Genomic DNA, 19680 nt, shown 5'->3' on the forward strand with positions numbered 1-19680 from the left:
TAATCAGCGCCCGACGTCGGGGGCAGGTTCACAGTTGAAACACCATTTGCGAGGTGAGCAATGGGCACAGTACAAGCAGCACGACCAGCACAAACTCTCTACGTCACGATCCGTCGTGATGAACTGGGCCGGCTCAGAGAAGAGAACGACCTGCTGAAGCAGCAGCTTGCGCAATTGCGCCAGCTCAACCAAGGCCACCAGCCACAGGCCCTGCCAGTAACCCACCGCGCCTGACCGCCCTGCAGGAGCGAGCTCGCTCGCGAAAAACGAGAGGCCGCCGCGGGCCATCAGGCACCCAGCGTCATCGTTCACGCCCATGGCGAGCAAGCTCGCTCCTGCAACTCACAAACTTTTCACACCCGTTCATTGATACTCCTGCGCCATTGTGGCCGCTCGGTAGGCGTGCCGCGCCCGTTCGTCCACCAGTGTCCACTGGCGGCGGTCGACGATTATCTAGGCTGGAGCGCTGAATGGCTTTGTTCAAACGCAGCAACACGACTGCGAAAGGGTTCGACTGGGCCGGGCTTGCCTGGCTGTTTGTGTTCTTCTGGTACTTTTCCGGCATCACCCAACTGCTGATCCAGCTGACCGGCACCTCGGGTTTCACCGGCTTCCGCCAAGCCTTCATCATGAGTGCGATCTGGCTCGCGCCCATGCTGCTCTTTCCCCGACAGACCCGTGTGCTTGCCGCCTGTATCGGTGTGGTGCTGTGGGCCTGCTCGATGGCCAGCCTGGGCTACTTCTTCATCTATCAGCAGGAGTTTTCCCAGAGCGTCATCTTCATCATGTTCGAATCGAACATCTCTGAAGCTGGCGAGTACATGACCCAGTATTTCGCCTGGTGGATGGTCGCGGCCTTTCTTGCCCACACGCTGTTTGCCTACTTCCTCTGGACCCGCTTGCGTCCGGTGTACCTGCCTCGCGGGCGGGCCTTCCTGGCAGCAACGGCCATCCTGGTGGCAGTGATCGGTTATCCGCTGGTCAAGCAGACCCTGCGTACCGGCAGCCTGGCAGAAGGCTTCGAGAAATTCGAAACCCGCATCGAACCTGCCGTGCCATGGCAGATGGCCGTGGCTTACCACCGCTACCTCGACACCCTCGCCGGCATGCAGGACATGCTGCACAGCGCGAGCAAGATCGCTCCGCTGAAAAACCTTACCGACTCCGCAGCCAATCAGCCTGCGACCCTGGTACTGGTGATCGGCGAATCGACCAACCGCCAGCGCATGAGCCTGTATGGCTACCCGCGCAATACCACCCCTGAGCTGGACAAGCTCAAGGACCAGTTATCGGTCTTTGACAACGTCATCACCCCGCGCCCCTACACCATTGAAGCGCTGCAGCAGGTGCTGACATTCGCCGACGAAGATAACCCGGCGTTGTATCTGTCGACTCCGTCGCTGGTCAGCATGATGAAACAGGCCGGCTACAAGACCTTCTGGATCACCAACCAGCAGACCATGACCAAGCGCAACACCATGTTGACGACCTTCTCCGAGCAAGCCGACGAGCAGGTGTACCTCAACAACAACCGTAACCAGAACGCCGCCCAGTACGACGGCGATGTCATCGCGCCGTTCAACAAGGCCCTGGCCGACGCGGCACCGCGCAAGCTGATCGTGGTGCACCTGCTGGGCACGCACATGAGTTACCAGTACCGTTACCCCTCGACCTTCGACAAGTTCAAGGATCGCCAGGGTGTACCGGCTGGCGTACGTGACGATCAATTGCCGACCTACAACAGCTACGACAATGCGGTCCTGTATAACGACTTCGTGGTCTCGAGCCTGATCAAGGATTACGCGAAAACGGACCCCAATGGCTTCCTGATGTACCTGTCCGACCATGGAGAAGACGTCTTCGACTCGCCGGGCCATAGCACCTTGGGCCGCAACGAAAACAAGCCAACCGCGCCGATGTACACCATTCCTTTCATGGCCTGGGCCTCGCCGAAATGGCGTGAATCACATGACTGGAACTTCGCTGGCGATCTGAGCCGCCCCTACAGCAGCTCGCACCTGATCCACACCTGGGCGGACATGGCGGGGCTGAATTTCGATGAGCTCGATCGCAGCAAGAGCCTGGTCAGCGACAGCTTCAAGCCGCGCCCATTGCTGATCGGCAATCCCTACGAAAAACAGCAGCGGCCGTTGATCGACTTCAGCCTGATGAAACCCAAACCCGTGGAAGTCGTGCAGCATTAAGGCTGCCAGGCACCCCACAGCAAACACTATAATTATTGTTTACCACTAAATATTCGCCGCCCTCCTTCGTCTTTGAGCAAACGGAATTTTTCCCTCAACGACAAGGAGTCGGCTGCGATGTTCGCGCCTATTACCCGTTCCATGACTTTAACCCTGGGCCTGTGCAGCGTTGCACTGAGCCCGGACCTGCTCGCCGACAGCGAAATTGAAAAGGCTCCGGTCGCCGGCGCCCTCGAGCTGACCGCCACCAGTATCACCGCCCAGGGCTTGGGCAATAACACCGAAAACACCCAGTCCTACACCACCGGCGCCATGAGCAGCGCCACGCGCCTGAACCTGTCGATCAAGGAAACCCCACAGTCGGTTTCAGTGGTCACGCGCCAGCAAATGGACGACTTCAAACTCACTTCGCTGTCCGAAGCCATGCGCCAGACCACCGGCATTGTGGTGCAACACAACGACTCCGACAGGGTCAACTATTCCTCGCGCGGCTACTCGATCAACAACTTCCAGGTTGACGGGATGCTCAACACCTTCAGTTACATGAAGTCCGACTCCGACACCATCATCTACGACCGCATCGAAGTCGTGCGCGGCGCCACCGGCCTGACGACGGGCGCCGGGGATCCGTCCGCGACCATCAACATGGTGCGCAAACGCCCGACTGCGCAATGGGAGGCCAAGACCGGTGTCAGCGCCGGCAGCTACGACAATTACTACACCTACCTGGACGTTGGCGGGCCATTGGCCTTCGATGGGCGCCTGCGCGGCCGCAGCGTGCTGGCATACCGTGACAGCGACTCGTTCCGCGACAAATACCAGCAGCAACGGGAAGTCGGCTACGGCGTGCTCGAAGCCGATCTGACCGATGCCACCACCCTGGCGGTGGGTTACGACTACCAGAACAAACACGTACAGGGCACTTCGTGGGGCACCGTACCTTACTGGAATGCCGACGGCAGCAAGGCCAACCTTGGCCGTTCGACCAACATGGCCACGTCCTGGAGTTCCTGGCCGATCAAGGACCAGACCGCCTTCGCCAACCTGGACCATCAATTGGGTGCAGGCTGGCACCTCAAGGCCGCCTACACCCACCGCGAGAGTGACACCGACGGCAAGATCTACTACGCCGGAGGCGGCTTCCCCGAGCCCGATCGCAGCGGCATGGTGGCCAACGTCAGTCACATGATCGGCACCCAGAAGATGAAAGCCTACGACTTCAACGTGTCCGGTCCCTACTCGCTGCTGGGACGCGAACATGAACTGATGATTGGTTATGGCCAAGCGCAGCGCAGCGATAGAAACCCTTACACCGACGGTCCGATGGCTGATGACTACGCGATCGTGCCGGACTGGAAGTACATGGGCGATATCGGCAAATTCTCCGACACGGTGACCAGCCTCACCGGGTCCACCAGCAGCACCGAGCAGAAAGCCGGTTACCTGGCCACACGCCTGAGCCTGACCGATGAGTTACACGCCGTACTTGGCAGCCGCTATGGCAGCTGGAAATCGTCGAGCACCACCAATAGTTACGACGCCAATCAGGTGTTGAGCGCAGTGGACGATACCAGCCAGAAACACAACGACATGTGGACGCCTTACGCCGGGTTGCTCTACGACATCACACCCGAGTACACCGCCTACGTCAGCTACACCGACATCTTCAAGCCGCAAACCAATCGCGACGCCAACCGCAAGTACCTCGAACCGGTGGTGGGCAGCAACTATGAATTGGGACTCAAGGGCAGCCTGCTTCAGGAGCGCCTCAACCTGGCTACGGCGCTGTTCTGGAGTGATCAGGACAACGTCGCCGAGCTCGACGATTCGGTGCCACCGGATCCGGTCACCGGAGAGGAGTTCTACAAGGCCAATGGCAAGGGCACCAAGGTCCGGGGTTTCGAAGCCGAACTGTCCGGCGAGGTGATGGCCGACTGGAACATGACCGCCGGTTACACCTATACCCACTCGGTCAACGGCGAAAAGAACCGCACCAACACCACCGCGCCCCTGAACATGTTCCGCCTGTCCACGGCCTATCGGCTTCCAGGCAACTGGCATGCGCTGACGGTGGGCGGCGCGCTTAACTGGCAAAGCGAGATCTACCGCGCCGCGAGTCGCCCGGTGGGGCGCAACGCTGCAGGCAATATCATCACCCAGCGCACCAACATCAGCCAGGACGCCTACCGCCTGGTCAACCTGATGTCGCGCTACGAGTTCGACCAGCACCTGTCGGCGTCGCTCAACGTGAACAACCTGCTCGACAAGAAGTACTACGAGAATGTCGGCTTCTATAACGGCAACTACTGGGGCGACCCGCGTACCGTGACCCTGAGCCTCGATTGGAAGATTTAAAAGCTGTTAATTCTCAATTAACGGAATCGGCGGATAATGCCCTTTCAACATTGCTTCATGGAAGAAAGGGCACCCGAAACCTGTAGTGGGAGGCACACCATGAAATCTACAACCCTGATCCTCGCCAGTTTGATGATGCTGGGCACGACAGCCGCCTGGGCGGAAGGCGGCGCTGAACGCATGCGCTATTACTACGAGACCTTGCGATTGAGTCAGCAGGCGAATCAGCAACAGCCAGCGCCGCAAGTGCGGGTTCCGGACGATCAGACCGCACAAATGACGGAGCACTACAAACCATAACGAGCTCAAGGCTGTGGCGAGGGAGCCTGCTCCCCCGCCTCGCCTGGTTCAGGTCTTACAGCGCCTTGGTCCAGAACAGCATGCGACCGTGGGCCGGATCGAACATCCCGGCGGCAAATCCGAATTTTCCATAGGACGCCTGGGCAATGGCGTTACCCTCCAGAACCTCCAGGGTGATCTTGCAGCAGCCACGCTGGCGGGCGATGTCCTCAACCTTTTGCAGCATCTTCTGACTCAACCCCAAACCGCGAAATTTCTTCACGACGGCGACGTCGTGCACATTGACCAGCGGCTTGCAGGCAAACGTCGAAAAACCCTCAAAGCAATTGACCAGACCGGCCGGCTCGCCGTTGACGAAAGCCAGGACGCTGAAGGCGTGTGGCCGCTTCGCCAGTTCGCCCGCAAGGTTTTCCAATACATCGACCGGCAGCGAATGTCCGCCTCCCATCGGGTCTTCTGCATAGTGGTTCAATACCAGGCTGATGGCCTCGGCATGCAGGGCATTGGTGTAGCTGGCCTGAAGTACCAGAATTTCTGCGGATTCCATTTCCATCCTCGATCACACGTGAAGTAACTGCCGCTGAATCTATCAAGCGCGATCACAAATCAACAGCAATGCAGCCCATTTTGCGCCCAAAGCATTGAATACCAGCCTGCCGATCAATGCCCCCAGATCAATCCCTCGGTCCATCCCAGCTCGGCAAAATCCTCAGCCCGTAAGCCCGCCTCCCCCACGCAAAAAAACTCGTCCAGCTGCGGCGGCTGCACCGAGGTTGAGCTGAGCATTGCATGGACCTGCCCGCGATGGTGAATCTGATGTTCGAACAAGTGCGAGAGCATGCGCAATCGGCAGTCATGCTGCGGCGTGTCACGGGCAATGGTCACGATCTTGCCCAGATCGCTATCGCGCATCTGCTCGCAATAAGCGATCAGCCGCCGGTCCACCAGCGCCTGCTCGCGCTGCAGATCGGCAGCCGTGGTACAGGCCTCATCCAGGCTGAAGAACACCTGGCAATCGGGATGCGGATCGTCACCGCGCAACTCGCGCTCCAGCGCGTCCACGTAGAACCAGTCGCAGGTCAGGATGTGATTCAAGGTGGCTGTGAGACTGGGGAAGAAGCTGACCCGTGGTGCCGCCAATTCCACAGGGGCCAAACGCCCCCATGCTTTGGCGAGCCGATGATTGGCCCAGGCGTTCTGATAAGCCATGGTCAGCAGATGATGCGACAGCGTGTGAGACATGGGTTCGCCTCCCGGTTGTCAGACCTCGGCAAAACGTTGCAGCTGCATTTCCTGCAAGCGACTGAGGGTGCGGCGGAACGGAAATTCCAGATATCCCTCAGTGTAAAGCTCGGCCATGGATACCTGGGCCTCAAGGTAGAGCGGCACCTTGCGATCGTAACATTCGTCGACCAGCGCGATGAATCGACGCACGCCGTCATCATGCACCGACAACTGAGGTAACTCGCGATCACCAGCGGCCACTCGCTCGACCCCGTCTTCAGTGCCCCGGGCAATGCGTCCGGTACGCTTTTGCGCGCTGAGGTTCGGCACTTCACTCAACAGGATAGCCTTGAAAGTGTCGCACAGGACCATGAAGTCCATCGCGGCGAAGGGTTGCTCGCACAGGTCGGCGTAACGGCACCAGAGCACGCTTTTGCTGGCCTGTACCACCGGCAGCGAGCGGTGACCGACCGCGATCGGCTCGCTGGAGACCGACTGGCCGAGGGTCAATGTCCGGAACACCTCGTGCAAGGCACTGGGCTGCCCGGGCTCTGCAACCCAGTAGCGCTGCAACCCGGCGCCCGGATGCAGGCGATGGTCTTCAGCGCCGTCCACTGCAATGACCTGCATGTGCTGTTTGATCGCCTCGATGGCGGGCACGAACCGGTCGCGGTTGAAACCGTCGGCATACAGTTGGTCAGGGGGCAGATTGGAAGTGCACACCACAACCACGCCCTGCTCGAACATCACCTGGAACAACCGCCCGAGGATGATCGCATCGCCAATGTCATTGACGAACAGCTCATCGAAGCACAGCACCCGAACTTCTTCGGCGAGTTCCCGGGCCAGGCTTTTAAGCGGGTCTGCGGTACCGGTCAGCTGAAATGACCGCTGGTGCACCCAGCCCATGAAATGATGGAAATGCTGGCGCCGGGCAGGGACTCGCAGGCTTTGATAGAACTGATCCATCAGCCAGGTCTTGCCTCGCCCAACGGGGCCCCACAGATAGACACCGGTCACGCCCGGACGCCCCTCGTGCAGGGCCTCGTAGCATTTCTGCAGGGCCCACACGGCATGTTCCTGGGCTTCGTCCTGGACGAAACCTTTCTGTTCGATGGCCTGCTGCCAGGCGCTTAACGGCGAGTCGATGGTCATGCGCGGCAGTATGCCATGAGCGCTTGGGCGCTAGCCGTCAGCCAGTGGAAAAATACCTTGACGGTTAATATTACGTACGTAATATTAATCGAATATCGCACAACATTCATGTCTAGCCGCACTGCTCGCTCCAGGAGTCACCGCCATGCACTACAAAGTATTCGGCCGTAAAACCGGCTTGCGCGTTTCGGAGCTGGCCCTGGGGGCCGGCAATTTTGGCACGGGCTGGGGTCACGGCGCGGAGCGCGACGAGGCCCTGCGCATTTTCGACGGCTACCTGGAAGCCGGCGGCAACTTCATCGATACCGCCAATGGCTATCAGGCCGGGCAGTCTGAGAGCATGCTCAGCGAGTTCATCGCGCCGGAGCGGGATCGGCTTGTCATCGCCAGCAAATACACCTTGGGTACCACTCCGGCAGACGGCATTTCACACACGGGTAACAATCGCAAGAATATGGTCCGGGCTGTCGAGGAGAGCCTGACCCGCCTCAAAACCGATCGTCTTGACCTGTTCTGGGCGCACATGAGCGACGGCGTCACGCCAATGGAGGAGATTCTGCGAGGTTTTGACGACCTGGTGCGTGCCGGCAAGATTCACTACGCGGGGCTGTCGAATTTCCCGGCGTGGCGCATTGCCCGGGCCGATCTGCTGGCCGAGGTTCGCGGGTTTGCGACGATTGTCGCACTCCAGGTCGAATACAGCCTGGCCGAACGCAGCGCCGAACGTGAGCAGCTGCCAATGGCCGAGGCCCTGGGCCTCGCCGCGACCTTGTGGTCGCCCCTGGGTGGCGGGTTCCTGACGGGCAAGTACCGCAATAGCGACGGGGATAACCGCGCAGCCAAGTTGGGAATGCTGATCCACGCGGAAAAAGGCGCCCGCGAGACCGCCCTGCTCGATACGCTGCTCGCCGTAGCCGGGGAACTGGCTGCCAGCCCGACCCATGTGGCGATCGCATGGCTGCGGGAAAAAGCCCGGCAGTCGACGACCACGTTGATTCCGATCCTGGGTTCGCGTACCCGTGAACAGCTGGACTCGACCCTGGGGGCGCTGGCGGTGGAATTGGATGCCGGGCAAATGGCGCGGCTGGATGAAGTGAGCGACGTGCCCAAGGGCGTGCCGCATGAAACCCTGGCGGGCTCCTTTTCGCGCTTCAGCGGCGACCGGATCCTGGACCTGCCGAAGATTCCGGTCGCCTGACCGAACCACTGCTTGACCGGCTTGCTCGCGAAGCGCTGGTGAACGCACTATCGCCATCGCGGGCAAGCCTTGCTCCTGCAGGGTATTGCTTCAACGGTCGACCTTGTGTCTGGCCGCATACAGGCAAAGCATTTCCATCGCCAAAGTCGCTGCTGCCAGGGAAGTGATCTCGGCGCTGTCGTAGGCCGGAGCAACTTCCACCACGTCCATGCCCACCAGATTGATGCCGCGCAAACCACCCAGGATTTCCAGCGCCTGTACCGTGCTCAAGCCTCCACATACGGGGGTTCCGGTGCCGGGGGCGAATGCCGGATCCAGGCAGTCGATATCGAACGTCAGGTACACCGGATTATCCCCCACCCGGGCGCGGATGGCCTCGACGATCGACTCGCAGCCGCGTCGATGCACCTGGCGTGCATCGAGTATCGCAAAGCCCATGGCATCGTCATTGGTCGTGCGCAAGCCGATCTGCACCGAGCGCGACGGTTCCACCAGGCCCTCGCGTGCGGCGTGCCAGAACATCGTGCCATGGTCGACCCGCTTGCCCGCCTCGTCCGGCCAGGTATCGCTGTGGGCGTCGAAATGGATCAGCGACAGCGGGCCATGTTTACGCGCATGGGCCTTGAGCAGTGGATAGGTGACGAAATGATCGCCACCAAAGGTCAGCATCGCGCTGCCGGCCGCAAGGATATGTTCCGCGTGGGCCTCGATGCTGTGGGGTATCGAGTGCGGCGCGCCATAGTCGAATGTGCAATCACCGAAATCGACCACCGCCAGGTGGTCGAACGGATCGAACGTCCACGGCCAGTGGCGCTCCCAGGCGATCCCGGCCGACGCTGCACGAATGCCCCGTGGACCGAAACGCGCACCGGGACGGTTGCTGGTTGCGGTATCGAACGGCACGCCGCTGACTGCCACGTCGACTCCGCACAGGTCGCGGCTGTAGCGACGACGCATGAAACTGGTGATGCCGGCGTAGGTGCTTTCCGCAGCAGTACCGTAGAGGCTGTCGCGGGTCATGGCTTGATCGTTCAGCATTGGGGCGTCCATCGCATATTCCTTGGTTTGACATCTACGGAGTGACGCCACAATGCGCGGTCGGATACATTGGCAAAATACCAACTTTGTTATCCTGGCATTATCACGGAGTAATGTTTGATGCTTGGCCAACTTCACGACCTGGACCTGCAGCTTCTGCGTTTGTTTGTACGCGTGGTCGAGTGCGGTGGTTTCAGTGCCGCCCAAGGCGAACTTGGCTTGAGCCAGTCGAGCATCAGTCAGCAGATGGCCAAGCTTGAAACCCGGCTCGGCTACCGGTTATGCATTCGTGGCAAAGGCGGATTTAACGTCACGCCCAAGGGCGCGGAACTGCTCGGCGCAATCCGCACCCTGTTCGAGTCCATCGAAACCTTCCGCCATCAATCCAATGGCGTGGCCGGGCGCTTGATAGGTGAAGTGCGAGTCGGGTTGTCCGAAGCGCTCGATCAATCGGTGCTGCAACGGGTGGCCGAGGCGATACGGCGCTTTCGCCAGCGCGACGAGTCGGTGCGCATCGAACTGATCAGCGCGATGCCCGGCGAAATGGAAAGGCTGCTGTTGCAACAACGCCTGGATCTAGCCATCGGCTATTTCTCCCTGGCGCAGCACGCGTTTGACTACCGTGAACTGTTCAGGGAGAGCCAGCAGCTGTACTGCGCCCCGGGCCACCCACTCTTCAGCACCGACGCGCCGCTCGACCAAACGCTGCAGGCCAGTGATCGCGTAGACCACCCCTACCGCTTCCTGCGCCGCGATGACCCCTTTCAAGGGACCCCTTGTTCGGCGCGGTCGGAGCAAGTGGAAGGCACGCTCGCGTTCATTCTGTCGGGCCGGCATATCGGTTATCTACCCTGCCACTACGCCCGAAGCTGGGAGGAAAAAGGCTTGTTACGCGCGGTACAGCATGATGGAACCCGTTTCGAAGTGGCATTCCAGCTCGCCCGCCATCGCGCCCAGTCGCCAGGGGATGCGCAAAAGGCGTTCGAAGAGGATCTGCTGGCAGCTTTCAAGCCCGGCACTTGAGGTTCCTGGCAGCGCCGCAGCAGGATTTCTGTAACCCTTGATTACTGTTTTCCCAGCTTTCTGGCATCCTGCGCCTCCATTTTCTGACCCGGCCCGCCTTTTGGCACGCATATCACCATGACCGCCTCCGAAAAAGCCTCTGCTGCGTGCAACAACGATCTGATCTACGGCCTCAACGATCGCCCTCATCTCACCGCCACCGTCTTCGCCGCCTTGCAGCACGTTCTGGCGAGTTTTGTCGGCATCATCACCCCCACCCTGATCATGGGCAGCGCCTTGGGCCTGCAAAGCGAAGTGCCCTACCTGATCAGCATGGCGCTGTTCGTTTCCGGGCTCGGCACGTTCGTCCAGGCGCGACGCTTCGGGCCGATCGGTTCCGGGTTGTTGTGCCTGCAAGGCACCAGTTTCTCGTTCATCAGCGTGATTCTCAGCGCCGGTTTCATGGTCAAGGCCCGTGGCGGCGGCACCGATGAGATCCTTTCGACGATCTTCGGCGTGTGCTTTTTTGCCGCCTTCATCGAAGTGGTTTTGAGCCAGTTCATCGGCAAACTGCGGATGCTGATCACCCCGGTGGTCACCGGCACCATCATCACGCTCATGGGGCTGTCGCTGATCAAGGTGGCGATGACCGATATCGCTGGCGGCTTCGGCGCCACCGACCTGGGCGGTGCCCATCACCTGGCGCTCGCCGCTCTGGTGCTGGGCACCATCATCGTGCTGAACCGGGTCGACGTGCCATTCCTGCGTCTGGGGGCCATCGTCATCGGCCTGACCCTTGGCTATTTCGTGGCCTGGATGATGGGTGACGTCAGTTTCTCGAACATGCCCGACGTGCCCCTGATGAGCGTGCCGGTGCCGTTCAAATATGGTTTCAATTTCGATTGGGTCGCGTTCGTCCCAGTGGCGGTGATCTTCCTCGTGTCGCCGCTGGAAGCGGCCGGTGACCTCACGGCCAACTCGATGATTTCCCGGCAACCGGTCAAAGGCCCGGTGTACATCCGGCGAATCAAGTCCGGCCTGCTTGCCGATGGCCTCAACTCGGCCATGGCCGCGGTGTTCAACAGCATGCCCATGGTGACCTTCGCCCAGAACAACGGGGTGATTCAGCTCACTGGCGTGGCCAGCCGCTATGTCGCGTTTTTCATTGCCGGCCTCCTGGTAGTGCTCGGATTGTTCCCGATGATCGGCGCGGTGTTGCAGTTAATGCCCAAGCCAGTGCTCGGCGGCGCTGAGTTGGTGATGTTCGGAACCGTGGCGGTGGCCGGTATCAAGATCCTCGCCGAGGCTGGCCTGCACCGGCGCAATATGTTGATCGTGGCGATTTCCCTGGGCATGGGCCTGGGCGTCGCGGCCGTCCCCGAAGTGTTGCGCGAGCTGCCCATGGCGCTGCACAACATCTTCGAATCGCCGATCACTGTCGGCGCGTTGTGCGCTATCGTGCTGAACATCTTCCTGCCGGAAGAATTCATCGAGCTGGAAGAAGACGATTTCGACCCGGAAGCCTCGATCCTCCAGGTCATGGAAAACCCCGATGTTGCGGCCAAGGGTGAACCGGTAACCGTTGCGGCGGTCGCACAGTTGAACCGCTGACACGGCTTGAGGGCTGCGTCGGCAGCGGTTCAGCCCTTTACTTGAAGAGAGCCTGTCATGCGCAGTATCCACGCCGTTATCCTGTCCTTGCTGATGCTCTCCCTGAGCGCCTGCGCGCTCTTTCCCAATCGCGACCCGGTCAACATCAACGTGGTCGGCATCGAGCCCCTGCAGGGCCAGGACATGGAGGTACGGTTTGCGCTGAAGATCCGTGTGCAGAACCCCAATGAGACCCCCATTGATTACAACGGCGTGGCCCTGGACCTCGAGGTCAACGGCCAGCCGCTCGCCTCGGGAGTCAGCGATCAGTCGGGCTCGATCCCGCGCTTTTCGGAAACCGTGCTGACGGTTCCGGTCAGCGTTTCGGCGTTCTCGGTGTTGCGCCAGACCCTGGGACTGAGCCAGACGCAGACCCTCAACAACCTGCCGTACGTACTACGTGGAAAACTCGCCGCAGGCTTGTTCGGCACCATGCGGTTCGTCGATAGTGGCAAGCTCAGTTTGCCGGGGACGACATCCGGCACCTGGTAACGTTGACTCAGGAGCTCGATCAACATGGATGCCGCACCCACCTTCACCTGATCATCCACCGACAGCTCAAACACACCGTGGCGAAGATCGCGGTGTGGAGAAACATGATTCCAACGATCAGAAGTCATCAATATCGACTATACAGTTTCTACCCTTGGATTTTGCGTGGTAGAGCGCGGCATCTGCGCAGACCAGCAACTGCTTGAGAGTGGATCGCGATTCACTCATCGAGGCACAACCAATACTGACAGTGATTTTTATTTCCCCACCGGCGGAGCTTACACTGGATGCTTCAATGCTGCTCCTGAGTCGCTCCGCAACAACTGAAGCCTCGAGGCCATTGCTCTTAGGCAACATAACCGCAAATTCTTCGCCCCCAAACCTGGCGATAGTATCTCCGGGCCGAAGAACGCCCTCAGCAATTTTAACGATAGACTTGAGAACCTCGTCACCCATGGGATGCCCCCAACTATCATTCACTTGTTTGAAGTGATCGGCGTCCAGCATGATGATCGATATTGATTGGCCGTATCGATTTGCCCGAGCAAACTCTTTCTCTGCCAAATTGAAAAAATGAGCGCGATTAACTGCGCCCGTGAGATGGTCTTTGGTGAGTAAATTGGCCAGGTTATCACTCGACACCTTCCGCTCGGTGATATCTCGGCACACAACGGTATAGCCAGAAAACTCGTCATCCTCTTCGCGCAGAACGGCGATCATGGTTTGAGCAAAAAACGTGTGTCCTGATTTGTGTTGGCAAAGATAGTCTCGTGAATGCCAACCTTCTTCGCGCGCGAATGTGAGATGCTCATCAAAGACATCAACATCCACGTCTGGCAAGTTACAGAATCGGCGCAACGTCTCTCCGATAGCCTCGGATTCCGCGTAACCTGTTAAACGCTCTGCCGAAGGGCTCCAGCTATTAATGACTCCCTGTTTAGTCAAACCGAGCACTGCGAAATCATTTACTATGGTATAGATCGCATCCAGCCATGAGTCGGTCTGCCTTAGTCGCCTTTCAGTCGCCACCTGGCAAGAGATATCAGTCAAAACCGTTATCAGAACCTCGTTATTGATCTTCACAATTGTACACGTCAGAACAATACCCCCTTCCGATGCAGGCGACACGTGAATTCTGTGACCTACACATATTGACCCGCACGACTCTCGAAAACTTGTTACCAGGTTACGTAACTCCGGCGCCACGGAAGAAAGCGTTTCAAACAGATTTTCTAGTCCAGTGAGCTTGACCAATGGCATCAACAATTGTGTTGCCATGGGATTAAGCATATCAATGACACCACTGGGATTGGTCCTTACCAATCCGACAGGTGATAGATACATGAATGAGAGTAATGCTTCGTATTCTGACTCGATTGAGTCAGCCCCCGGCTCAATACTATTCATTTTTTTGCCCACTCAATCAGTAGGAAGCGGGTGCTGTTATCCATTTTTTTGAGTAGTCTCATTCGAACGGGGATTGGCCGCATTCTAAGTGCCAGAACGTAAGAAATGATCACGTCCAGTTCAGGTTCATTCTCAAATCTTTGAGCGACCATGGCGTTATTCAAGCATGGAGCAATTTCCAAGAATAAATTTTTACCTAAGACACGTTCCTGGCGCAGGGCCGCGCTTGACGCCTCAAAAGCATTGTAAATCACTACTTTTGCAGCGTCATCAAAGCCAATAATCCCGAAGTTCAGAGTATCCAGTTCATCAGGCGCGTCTAATAATGATCCAATTGAAGCCTCTTCAAACGTCAGATTCATTTCCTACTCACTCGCAAAATTAAATATTAATTTTAAAACGCCTCGGGCGTCCAGCACTTCCTACACAACTGCGTAGCAATAGCGCCCTCCCCTTTGGCATTTAATGAGAACATTTCTCTGACGGCAGATTATTCTTATAAAAAGTGAACACCTCATAAATCAATACTACCCGCCTCTACCACCGCTCAGCATCTAAAGCGCCCCCACCAACCCGCCCTCGCGCACCTCCACAATTGGCTGAAAAGCGAAAGAAAATTCCAGATCCAGTTCTCGAGTGTTTTTGCAACCTTGGCATCCATCTGACAAAGTTGATAAGCCAGGAAAAAATTTCACGTGGGGCTCCAAACATCAACTACCATTTTCATCACAGCTGATCTAACAAACTTTGAGCAGTTGAATAAATACGAGATTAACTTTCGAGAAGGCAAGGACTGCCCAGGAGATTTGATTGTAGCAGTTTATTTGCATAACGGCTCTCCCCTACTGATAACTACACGATTTTCACTCCTGAAAACAATATAACGAAATCAAAAACGTTTATAACTTAGACACTTACCCTTATTTCACGCCGATAAACCTATGTATTTATGGAAACGTCACGCGTGGAATCACGACGCTTCAGTCGTTTGTGGAGTGTCACTGAACGGCGCAGCACTGCGCAGGCGACAAGGCTGCGCCAGTCGCAAGGTATTGCGCCCCAACCCCTTAGCCTCATAAAGCGCCGCATCCGCCCAGGCAAGCAGGCTGGCGGTGGTATCACCGTCTTCTGGCATCACACAGCAAACACCGATACTGATGCGCACCGGAATGCTTGCGTCACCGAACTGCGCTGGTGTCTCGGCCAAAGAGGCACGCAGTTTATCAAGCACAGCAACGGCGCCTTCGGGGCTCGTACCAGGCAGCAGCACCAGGAATTCTTCGCCTCCATAACGACCAATACTGTCGGAATGACGAAGACGCTCGGTCAGATGGTTAACGCAGTGACAAATCACTTCATCACCCGCCAGATGACCATGGACGTCATTGATCTGTTTGAAGTGGTCTATATCGACCATGGCCACAGCAAGATAAGCATTCTCTCGGCGTGAACGTTCCAGGTCTTTGGAAAACTGCTCAAGGATAGCTCGACGATTGAGAATGCCTGTCAGAACGTCCCGCAGCGCCATCTGCTGGAGTAATGACTCACTGCGCTCCTTGGACAGCAGCACAAGCCCGAGAGAGATCATCATCGCGGTGAAAGTACCGATACTGACCGAGATAGTCTGCTTGAGGTTGCTGACATCGTAGCGCATCTCGGCAGCCCCCCCGCCGAGCACAGCCACCACCCGCATGCCCAGGCCAATCAGGCTGATACTCGCCCCAATGATCAACAGCATCCGTGCACGGCCCTGAGCGGGAATGTAGCGGCGAGTCCAGTAGATGATCAATGCGCACTGCACCATCAACACCCCAGTGGCAGCGAGCATTCTCGGCTCCAGGGTTTCGATCAGGCTTGCCATCAACGTCAGCATCAGTACAGCCGGCGCGAAAACCCGCCACCAAGCCACTGGCAACTCGATAATCCGGAACAAGCTGGCACCATAGAAGGCCAGCGCCACCGCGAGTAATGTATTGGCGGCACCATAGGTCAACCATAATGGAGCATGACCGTAGAAGGTGTAGCCAACGTAGGCCAAGGCATGGGCCAATAAACCAAAGCCAATGGTGAGCAGACCGTCACGCTGGTTGAACTGGCCGACCAGAATCAGACAAAACGCCATGATCGTCGCGACTAACGCGACACAGGCAAAAAGCGTGGGGGTATGGGCAATCATGGAGTCTCACAAGGCGCCGCTGGAAATAGCTCTGATCGTGAGTTTAGCTGAGATGGCCGACTGCCAGTATGTGTTTGTCGGACGACGGTGGTCAGCGAGGACGGGCCAGATGTCGCCGAGGGAGGCTCATCTGGCGAAAAGTCTTCGAGCACACATTTCCCAACCCCATCCATCAAGACAAGCTGCATGAAACATTCTTAATACACGAATGAGATTTATTACCATAGCCTTGGCCCTTGTTCGCAGTCCCCGGTTATTGCTACTGGACGAGCCGACTTCTGCGCTGGATCTGGCCAATCAGTTACAGATACTTGATGCTGTCAGCAGCTATACACGCAAACATAACATCGTCACGCTGGCGATTTTCCACGACATGAATTTGGCCAGTCGCTATGCCGACGACACAATGATGCTGCACCAGGGCCATGTGCATTGCAGCGGTTCGACAGGCGCCACGTTGACACCGGAAAACCTTGCGCACGTCTATGGCGTCGATTGCCGCGCATTGAGTGTCGACGCTGGGACATTCACCGCGGTCTATCCAGTATCTGTACTTACGCCTGAACAACGAGCAGCCCATTAAATATCAGATTACAGTTTGCTAGCCAAAGACCCCGCGCAGCATGGAGGGTGCGAGTGATGTCTTCAAACAACAATCACTCGGCCAGCCAAAACGCTAACGTTTCGACACCCAGCGAGCGCCCCTTTAGCGTGCGCGCAGCATGACGGCAGCCCGTACTCGGCGAGAGCCAAACGTGCTCATGCGCATAAACTCCTCGTGACTCACTGGCAGGTGCTGGCAATCGATGATCTGACGGTGGCGGCTGTGATCCACATCCGGATCGTGCAGATACACAAACTCGTCGTCGCAACCTGTTATCAGTACCCAATGAGGGGCCTTCAACCGGGTGAACCGGTAGTTACTGATCAGTACCACGGGTTTGAATCCAGCCACAATTGCTGCGCGGATATCAAAATTGGAAGCCTGCTCCTGTATGACACCCGCGTGCGCCAAATCCTCAGCGAAGCTGTCTTCTACCAGCTTCATGATGGCCTTTTTTTCCGGACTGCGTACGCCCTCCAGAAACAGCGAGCCAAGTTGGCTAACCACCAGACGCACCTCAAAACCGCGCCGACAGGCAGCTAAAGCCAAGCCCTGAGGACTGCAGCCACCGTGTCCTGCGGTCATGAAGATGGTAGTCGCCTCGCGCCAGAGCTGAATTTCCTCCTTGCGGCTCATTGGCCGGCTCGTCTCGATGGCAGCCATAGCCATCAGCAGACAGGCCGCGCCGCATGTGAATTCGGTGGTCTGTTGATAATAGGGTACTTGACGTGTCGGCGACGGAGCTTGATGGAGGATTCGCTTCTCGTAACGCAGCGCTTCGGCATGATCTTCGTAGTAGTCTTCGACGACTGCGAAGCGCTGGTATCCATTGGCCTCATACAGGCTGATGGCCGCGGGATTATCGGCTCTGACCTCCAAACGCAACCATGCGCAGTTCCGGGAAAGCGCACGCGTTTGTGCCTCTTCCAGCAGACTCTGGCCGAGGCCATGGCCTCGCCATGCCTGACTGACAGCGATTGAATAAAGGCGTGCGAGTGATGTGCCACGATGAAAGAGCAACAGGGCATATCCCGCCAGTTCTTCCTGGCATTCGGCGACAATCAAACAACTATTGGCACGGCTGACCATCCAATGAAAATTGCGCTGGCTCAACCGATCAAGCGTAAAACACTCCTGTTCCAACGCGACCAATTCGTCGATATCGTCCGTCGCTGCAACGCGAAAGTTAAAAAGCATGGTGGCACCGTAATGTTTGAGTAACGAACCGGGACAGACCCGGATGTCCGTGATTTATTGAAGCGGCGTGTTCTTCAATAGGGATCGATTACTCATGTCAGCGGTGCAAACCAACGTGAACGAAGTATTGGACAAATCGGAACGTTCCACAATATCTCTCGTCGAGGAGCCTCCCAGCACGGGGCGTTCAGGCAGCCAGTTGCTGATCCTCGTCGAACGCAAGGAAGACTGGGCCAGCTACCTCCCCAGTGAAAGCCTGATGCTTGCCCAGGATTACCTTGAGCACAGCGACGACCTCCCCGGTCGCACGCAGGTGATCAACCTCTGCCGCAACTACAAGTACCTGGGCCAAGGCTACTACTGCTCTTTGCTTGCCGAAGCGCGCGGGCACAAGGTGTTCCCATCGGTGCGCATCATCAGCGAGCTGTCGCGCAAGGCGCTGTACGGGGTGGGTCTGGATGATCTTGAGCGCACCCTGGAGCGGGCGCTGGCCAACCATCCTTATGGCAATACCGAAGCCTTTACCCTGTCATTGTATTTTGGCAAAGCCACCATTGAGTCACTGCAAGAGATCGGCCGTCAGCTCTTTGAGGCGTTCCCCTGCCCTATTTTGCTGGTGGAATTTCGCCGTGGTGAGACGTGGCAGATTGCCGGAATCAAACCCGGTGCATTGCACAAACTGCGTGATGAGCAACAGCATGCTTTTGCCAACGCGTTGGATGCCTTCAATCGGCGCACATGGCGACAACCGGCGTCCAAGCGTATGGCTCGATACGACCTGGCAATATTGCAAGATCCCGCAGAGGCGCTGCCACCTTCCAATTCATTGGCGCTGGAGCGATTTGTTGAAACCGGCAAACAGCTTGGTATCGATGTCGAACTTATCGAGAAAAAAGACTATGCGCGCCTGGCAGAATTCGACGCGTTGTTCATTCGCGAGACTACCCGCGTAGACGACCACACCTACCGTTTTGCCAAAAGAGCCGAGAGTGAAGGTCTGGTGGTCATCGATGATCCATCTTCCATCCTTCGTTGCACCAACAAGGTGTACCTGACTGACCTGCTCAAGCGACGCGGCCTGGGAATGCCAGCGACGGAAATCCTCTACAAGGATCGACCTCAGGAACTGGAGCAGGCAGGCCGTCGGTTGGGCTTTCCTCTTGTACTGAAAATTCCCGACGGCTGCTTCTCGCGGGGTGTCATCAAAGTCGCCGATGCGCAGGCGCTGTCGTCGGCAGCACAGGAATTGTTCGAGCATTCGGTGCTGCTGCTCGCTCAGGAATACTGCTACACGGAGTATGACTGGCGCGTAGGCGTGCTTAACGGCGAAGCCCTTTATGCCTGTCAATACTTCATGTCCAAGGGGCATTGACAAATCTACAACCACAAAGCCGTGCCTGGTGAAATAAACGGCATGTGCAAGGCCGTCCCGATCGAGCAAGCGCCGCCAGAGGTTGTGCAACTTGCAGTCGACACCGCACGGCTGATCGGCAATGGCCTTTACGGCGTCGACCTTAAACAAGCCGGTGACCGGGTGTTGGTGATTGAAGTCAACGACAACCCTAACCTGGATGCGGGAACCGAAGACGCCGTATTAGGCGATGAGCTGTATCGGCGGGTGCTTCAAGCATTTATCCAGAGGCTGGAACTCAAACATCGCGGCCAGGCGTGGTAAGCG

General features: G+C 57.6%; 17 protein-coding genes and 1 pseudogene. 10 read left to right on the forward strand and 8 right to left on the reverse strand.

The window, feature by feature from the left end:
* Positions 1-60 precede the first annotated feature (60 nt).
* From AAEZ09_RS24030 to AAEZ09_RS24045, 4 genes are all read left to right on the forward strand, one after another.
* Positions 61-234 (forward strand): DUF6026 family protein, encoded by a 174-nt coding sequence (locus AAEZ09_RS24030; RefSeq protein WP_205893896.1) that lies wholly within the window; start codon positions 61-63, stop codon positions 232-234.
* A 236-nt stretch (positions 235-470) separates the two neighbouring features.
* Entirely contained in the window at positions 471-2204 is a 1734-nt protein-coding gene (locus AAEZ09_RS24035; protein ID WP_350601058.1) for a phosphoethanolamine transferase CptA, read from the forward strand.
* Positions 2205-2321: 117 nt separating this feature from the next.
* Positions 2322-4559: a TonB-dependent siderophore receptor gene (locus tag AAEZ09_RS24040; protein WP_350601060.1), complete on the forward strand. Its 2238-nt coding sequence runs from the start codon at positions 2322-2324 to the stop codon at positions 4557-4559.
* A 99-nt stretch (positions 4560-4658) separates the two neighbouring features.
* Positions 4659-4859 (forward strand): hypothetical protein, encoded by a 201-nt coding sequence (locus AAEZ09_RS24045; RefSeq protein WP_045061113.1) that lies wholly within the window; start codon positions 4659-4661, stop codon positions 4857-4859.
* A 55-nt stretch (positions 4860-4914) separates the two neighbouring features.
* On the opposite strand, the gene AAEZ09_RS24050 is transcribed toward AAEZ09_RS24045, so the two are convergent.
* From AAEZ09_RS24050 to zapE, 3 genes are all read right to left on the reverse strand, one after another.
* On the reverse strand, positions 4915-5406 hold the full coding sequence (locus AAEZ09_RS24050) for a GNAT family N-acetyltransferase (protein WP_045061112.1): 492 nt from the start codon (positions 5404-5406) through the stop codon (positions 4915-4917).
* A 113-nt stretch (positions 5407-5519) separates the two neighbouring features.
* Complete coding sequence (locus AAEZ09_RS24055; RefSeq protein ID WP_350601062.1) at positions 5520-6101, reverse strand: DinB family protein; 582 nt, start codon at positions 6099-6101, stop codon at positions 5520-5522.
* A gap of 18 nt (positions 6102-6119) precedes the next feature.
* Entirely contained in the window at positions 6120-7238 is a 1119-nt protein-coding gene (gene zapE / locus AAEZ09_RS24060) for a cell division protein ZapE (protein ID WP_350601063.1), read from the reverse strand.
* Positions 7239-7383: 145 nt separating this feature from the next.
* Between zapE and AAEZ09_RS24065 the strand changes: the two genes are divergently transcribed.
* A complete protein-coding gene (locus tag AAEZ09_RS24065) occupies positions 7384-8436 on the forward strand; it encodes an aldo/keto reductase (protein ID WP_350601065.1) in 1053 nt (350 codons plus the stop codon).
* A gap of 90 nt (positions 8437-8526) precedes the next feature.
* Here the strand turns inward: AAEZ09_RS24065 and speB are convergent, their stop codons facing one another.
* Complete coding sequence (gene speB / locus AAEZ09_RS24070) at positions 8527-9486, reverse strand: agmatinase (protein ID WP_350601066.1); 960 nt, start codon at positions 9484-9486, stop codon at positions 8527-8529.
* A 108-nt stretch (positions 9487-9594) separates the two neighbouring features.
* Between speB and AAEZ09_RS24075 the strand changes: the two genes are divergently transcribed.
* The 3 genes from AAEZ09_RS24075 to AAEZ09_RS24085 all read left to right on the forward strand — a co-directional run bounded on the left by AAEZ09_RS24075 (position 9595) and on the right by AAEZ09_RS24085 (position 12618).
* On the forward strand, positions 9595-10497 hold the full coding sequence (locus AAEZ09_RS24075; protein ID WP_350601068.1) for a LysR family transcriptional regulator: 903 nt from the start codon (positions 9595-9597) through the stop codon (positions 10495-10497).
* Between the two features lie 117 nt (positions 10498-10614).
* A complete protein-coding gene (locus tag AAEZ09_RS24080) occupies positions 10615-12087 on the forward strand; it encodes a nucleobase:cation symporter-2 family protein (protein ID WP_350601069.1) in 1473 nt (490 codons plus the stop codon).
* 57 nt (positions 12088-12144) lie between these two features.
* The gene (locus tag AAEZ09_RS24085; protein ID WP_045061105.1) at positions 12145-12618 is read left to right on the forward strand and encodes an LEA/WHy family protein; all 474 of its coding nucleotides are present in this window, start codon (positions 12145-12147) and stop codon (positions 12616-12618) included.
* A gap of 117 nt (positions 12619-12735) precedes the next feature.
* On the opposite strand, the gene AAEZ09_RS24090 is transcribed toward AAEZ09_RS24085, so the two are convergent.
* The 3 genes from AAEZ09_RS24090 to AAEZ09_RS24100 all read right to left on the reverse strand — a co-directional run bounded on the left by AAEZ09_RS24090 (position 12736) and on the right by AAEZ09_RS24100 (position 16201).
* A complete protein-coding gene (locus AAEZ09_RS24090) occupies positions 12736-14025 on the reverse strand; it encodes a sensor domain-containing diguanylate cyclase (RefSeq protein ID WP_205893682.1) in 1290 nt (429 codons plus the stop codon).
* Entirely contained in the window at positions 14022-14387 is a 366-nt protein-coding gene (locus AAEZ09_RS24095; RefSeq protein WP_350601071.1) for a PAS domain-containing protein, read from the reverse strand. Before AAEZ09_RS24095 ends, AAEZ09_RS24090 begins: the two co-directional genes overlap by 4 nt.
* Positions 14388-14995: 608 nt before the next feature.
* Positions 14996-16201 (reverse strand): GGDEF domain-containing protein, encoded by a 1206-nt coding sequence (locus tag AAEZ09_RS24100; protein ID WP_350601072.1) that lies wholly within the window; start codon positions 16199-16201, stop codon positions 14996-14998.
* A gap of 208 nt (positions 16202-16409) precedes the next feature.
* On the opposite strand from AAEZ09_RS24100, the gene AAEZ09_RS24105 reads away from it, so the two are divergent.
* Positions 16410-16784 (forward strand): ATP-binding cassette domain-containing protein, encoded by a 375-nt coding sequence (locus AAEZ09_RS24105; protein ID WP_350601074.1) that lies wholly within the window; start codon positions 16410-16412, stop codon positions 16782-16784.
* 123 nt (positions 16785-16907) lie between these two features.
* On the opposite strand, the gene AAEZ09_RS24110 is transcribed toward AAEZ09_RS24105, so the two are convergent.
* A complete protein-coding gene (locus AAEZ09_RS24110; RefSeq protein ID WP_350601075.1) occupies positions 16908-18002 on the reverse strand; it encodes a GNAT family N-acetyltransferase/peptidase C39 family protein in 1095 nt (364 codons plus the stop codon).
* A gap of 94 nt (positions 18003-18096) precedes the next feature.
* Between AAEZ09_RS24110 and AAEZ09_RS24115 the strand changes: the two are divergent.
* Positions 18097-19677: pseudogene (locus AAEZ09_RS24115) on the forward strand (RimK family ATP-grasp domain-containing protein).
* Positions 19678-19680: the final 3 nt, after the last annotated feature.

This window comes from Pseudomonas sp. 65/3-MNA-CIBAN-0223 (assembly GCF_040310425.1).
Classification (GTDB): domain Bacteria; phylum Pseudomonadota; class Gammaproteobacteria; order Pseudomonadales; family Pseudomonadaceae; genus Aquipseudomonas; species Aquipseudomonas gregormendelii.

What these genes read in the sequence shown, in the direction of transcription:
- AAEZ09_RS24090 (WP_205893682.1), bottom strand. Translation starts at nt 14,025, where the DNA reads ATGAATAGTATTGAGCCGGGGGCTGACTCAATCGAGTCAGAATACGAA.
- speB (WP_350601066.1), bottom strand. Translation starts at nt 9,486, where the DNA reads ATGGACGCCCCAATGCTGAACGATCAAGCCATGACCCGCGACAGCCTC.
- AAEZ09_RS24095 (WP_350601071.1), bottom strand. Translation starts at nt 14,387, where the DNA reads ATGAATCTGACGTTTGAAGAGGCTTCAATTGGATCATTATTAGACGCG.
- AAEZ09_RS24080 (WP_350601069.1), top strand. Translation starts at nt 10,615, where the DNA reads ATGACCGCCTCCGAAAAAGCCTCTGCTGCGTGCAACAACGATCTGATC.
- AAEZ09_RS24065 (WP_350601065.1), top strand. Translation starts at nt 7,384, where the DNA reads ATGCACTACAAAGTATTCGGCCGTAAAACCGGCTTGCGCGTTTCGGAG.
- AAEZ09_RS24050 (WP_045061112.1), bottom strand. Translation starts at nt 5,406, where the DNA reads ATGGAATCCGCAGAAATTCTGGTACTTCAGGCCAGCTACACCAATGCC.
- AAEZ09_RS24105 (WP_350601074.1), top strand. Translation starts at nt 16,410, where the DNA reads ATGAGATTTATTACCATAGCCTTGGCCCTTGTTCGCAGTCCCCGGTTA.
- AAEZ09_RS24075 (WP_350601068.1), top strand. Translation starts at nt 9,595, where the DNA reads ATGCTTGGCCAACTTCACGACCTGGACCTGCAGCTTCTGCGTTTGTTT.
- AAEZ09_RS24030 (WP_205893896.1), top strand. Translation starts at nt 61, where the DNA reads ATGGGCACAGTACAAGCAGCACGACCAGCACAAACTCTCTACGTCACG.
- AAEZ09_RS24100 (WP_350601072.1), bottom strand. Translation starts at nt 16,201, where the DNA reads ATGATTGCCCATACCCCCACGCTTTTTGCCTGTGTCGCGTTAGTCGCG.
- AAEZ09_RS24040 (WP_350601060.1), top strand. Translation starts at nt 2,322, where the DNA reads ATGTTCGCGCCTATTACCCGTTCCATGACTTTAACCCTGGGCCTGTGC.
- zapE (WP_350601063.1), bottom strand. Translation starts at nt 7,238, where the DNA reads ATGACCATCGACTCGCCGTTAAGCGCCTGGCAGCAGGCCATCGAACAG.
- AAEZ09_RS24045 (WP_045061113.1), top strand. Translation starts at nt 4,659, where the DNA reads ATGAAATCTACAACCCTGATCCTCGCCAGTTTGATGATGCTGGGCACG.
- AAEZ09_RS24035 (WP_350601058.1), top strand. Translation starts at nt 471, where the DNA reads ATGGCTTTGTTCAAACGCAGCAACACGACTGCGAAAGGGTTCGACTGG.
- AAEZ09_RS24055 (WP_350601062.1), bottom strand. Translation starts at nt 6,101, where the DNA reads ATGTCTCACACGCTGTCGCATCATCTGCTGACCATGGCTTATCAGAAC.
- AAEZ09_RS24110 (WP_350601075.1), bottom strand. Translation starts at nt 18,002, where the DNA reads ATGCTTTTTAACTTTCGCGTTGCAGCGACGGACGATATCGACGAATTG.
- AAEZ09_RS24085 (WP_045061105.1), top strand. Translation starts at nt 12,145, where the DNA reads ATGCGCAGTATCCACGCCGTTATCCTGTCCTTGCTGATGCTCTCCCTG.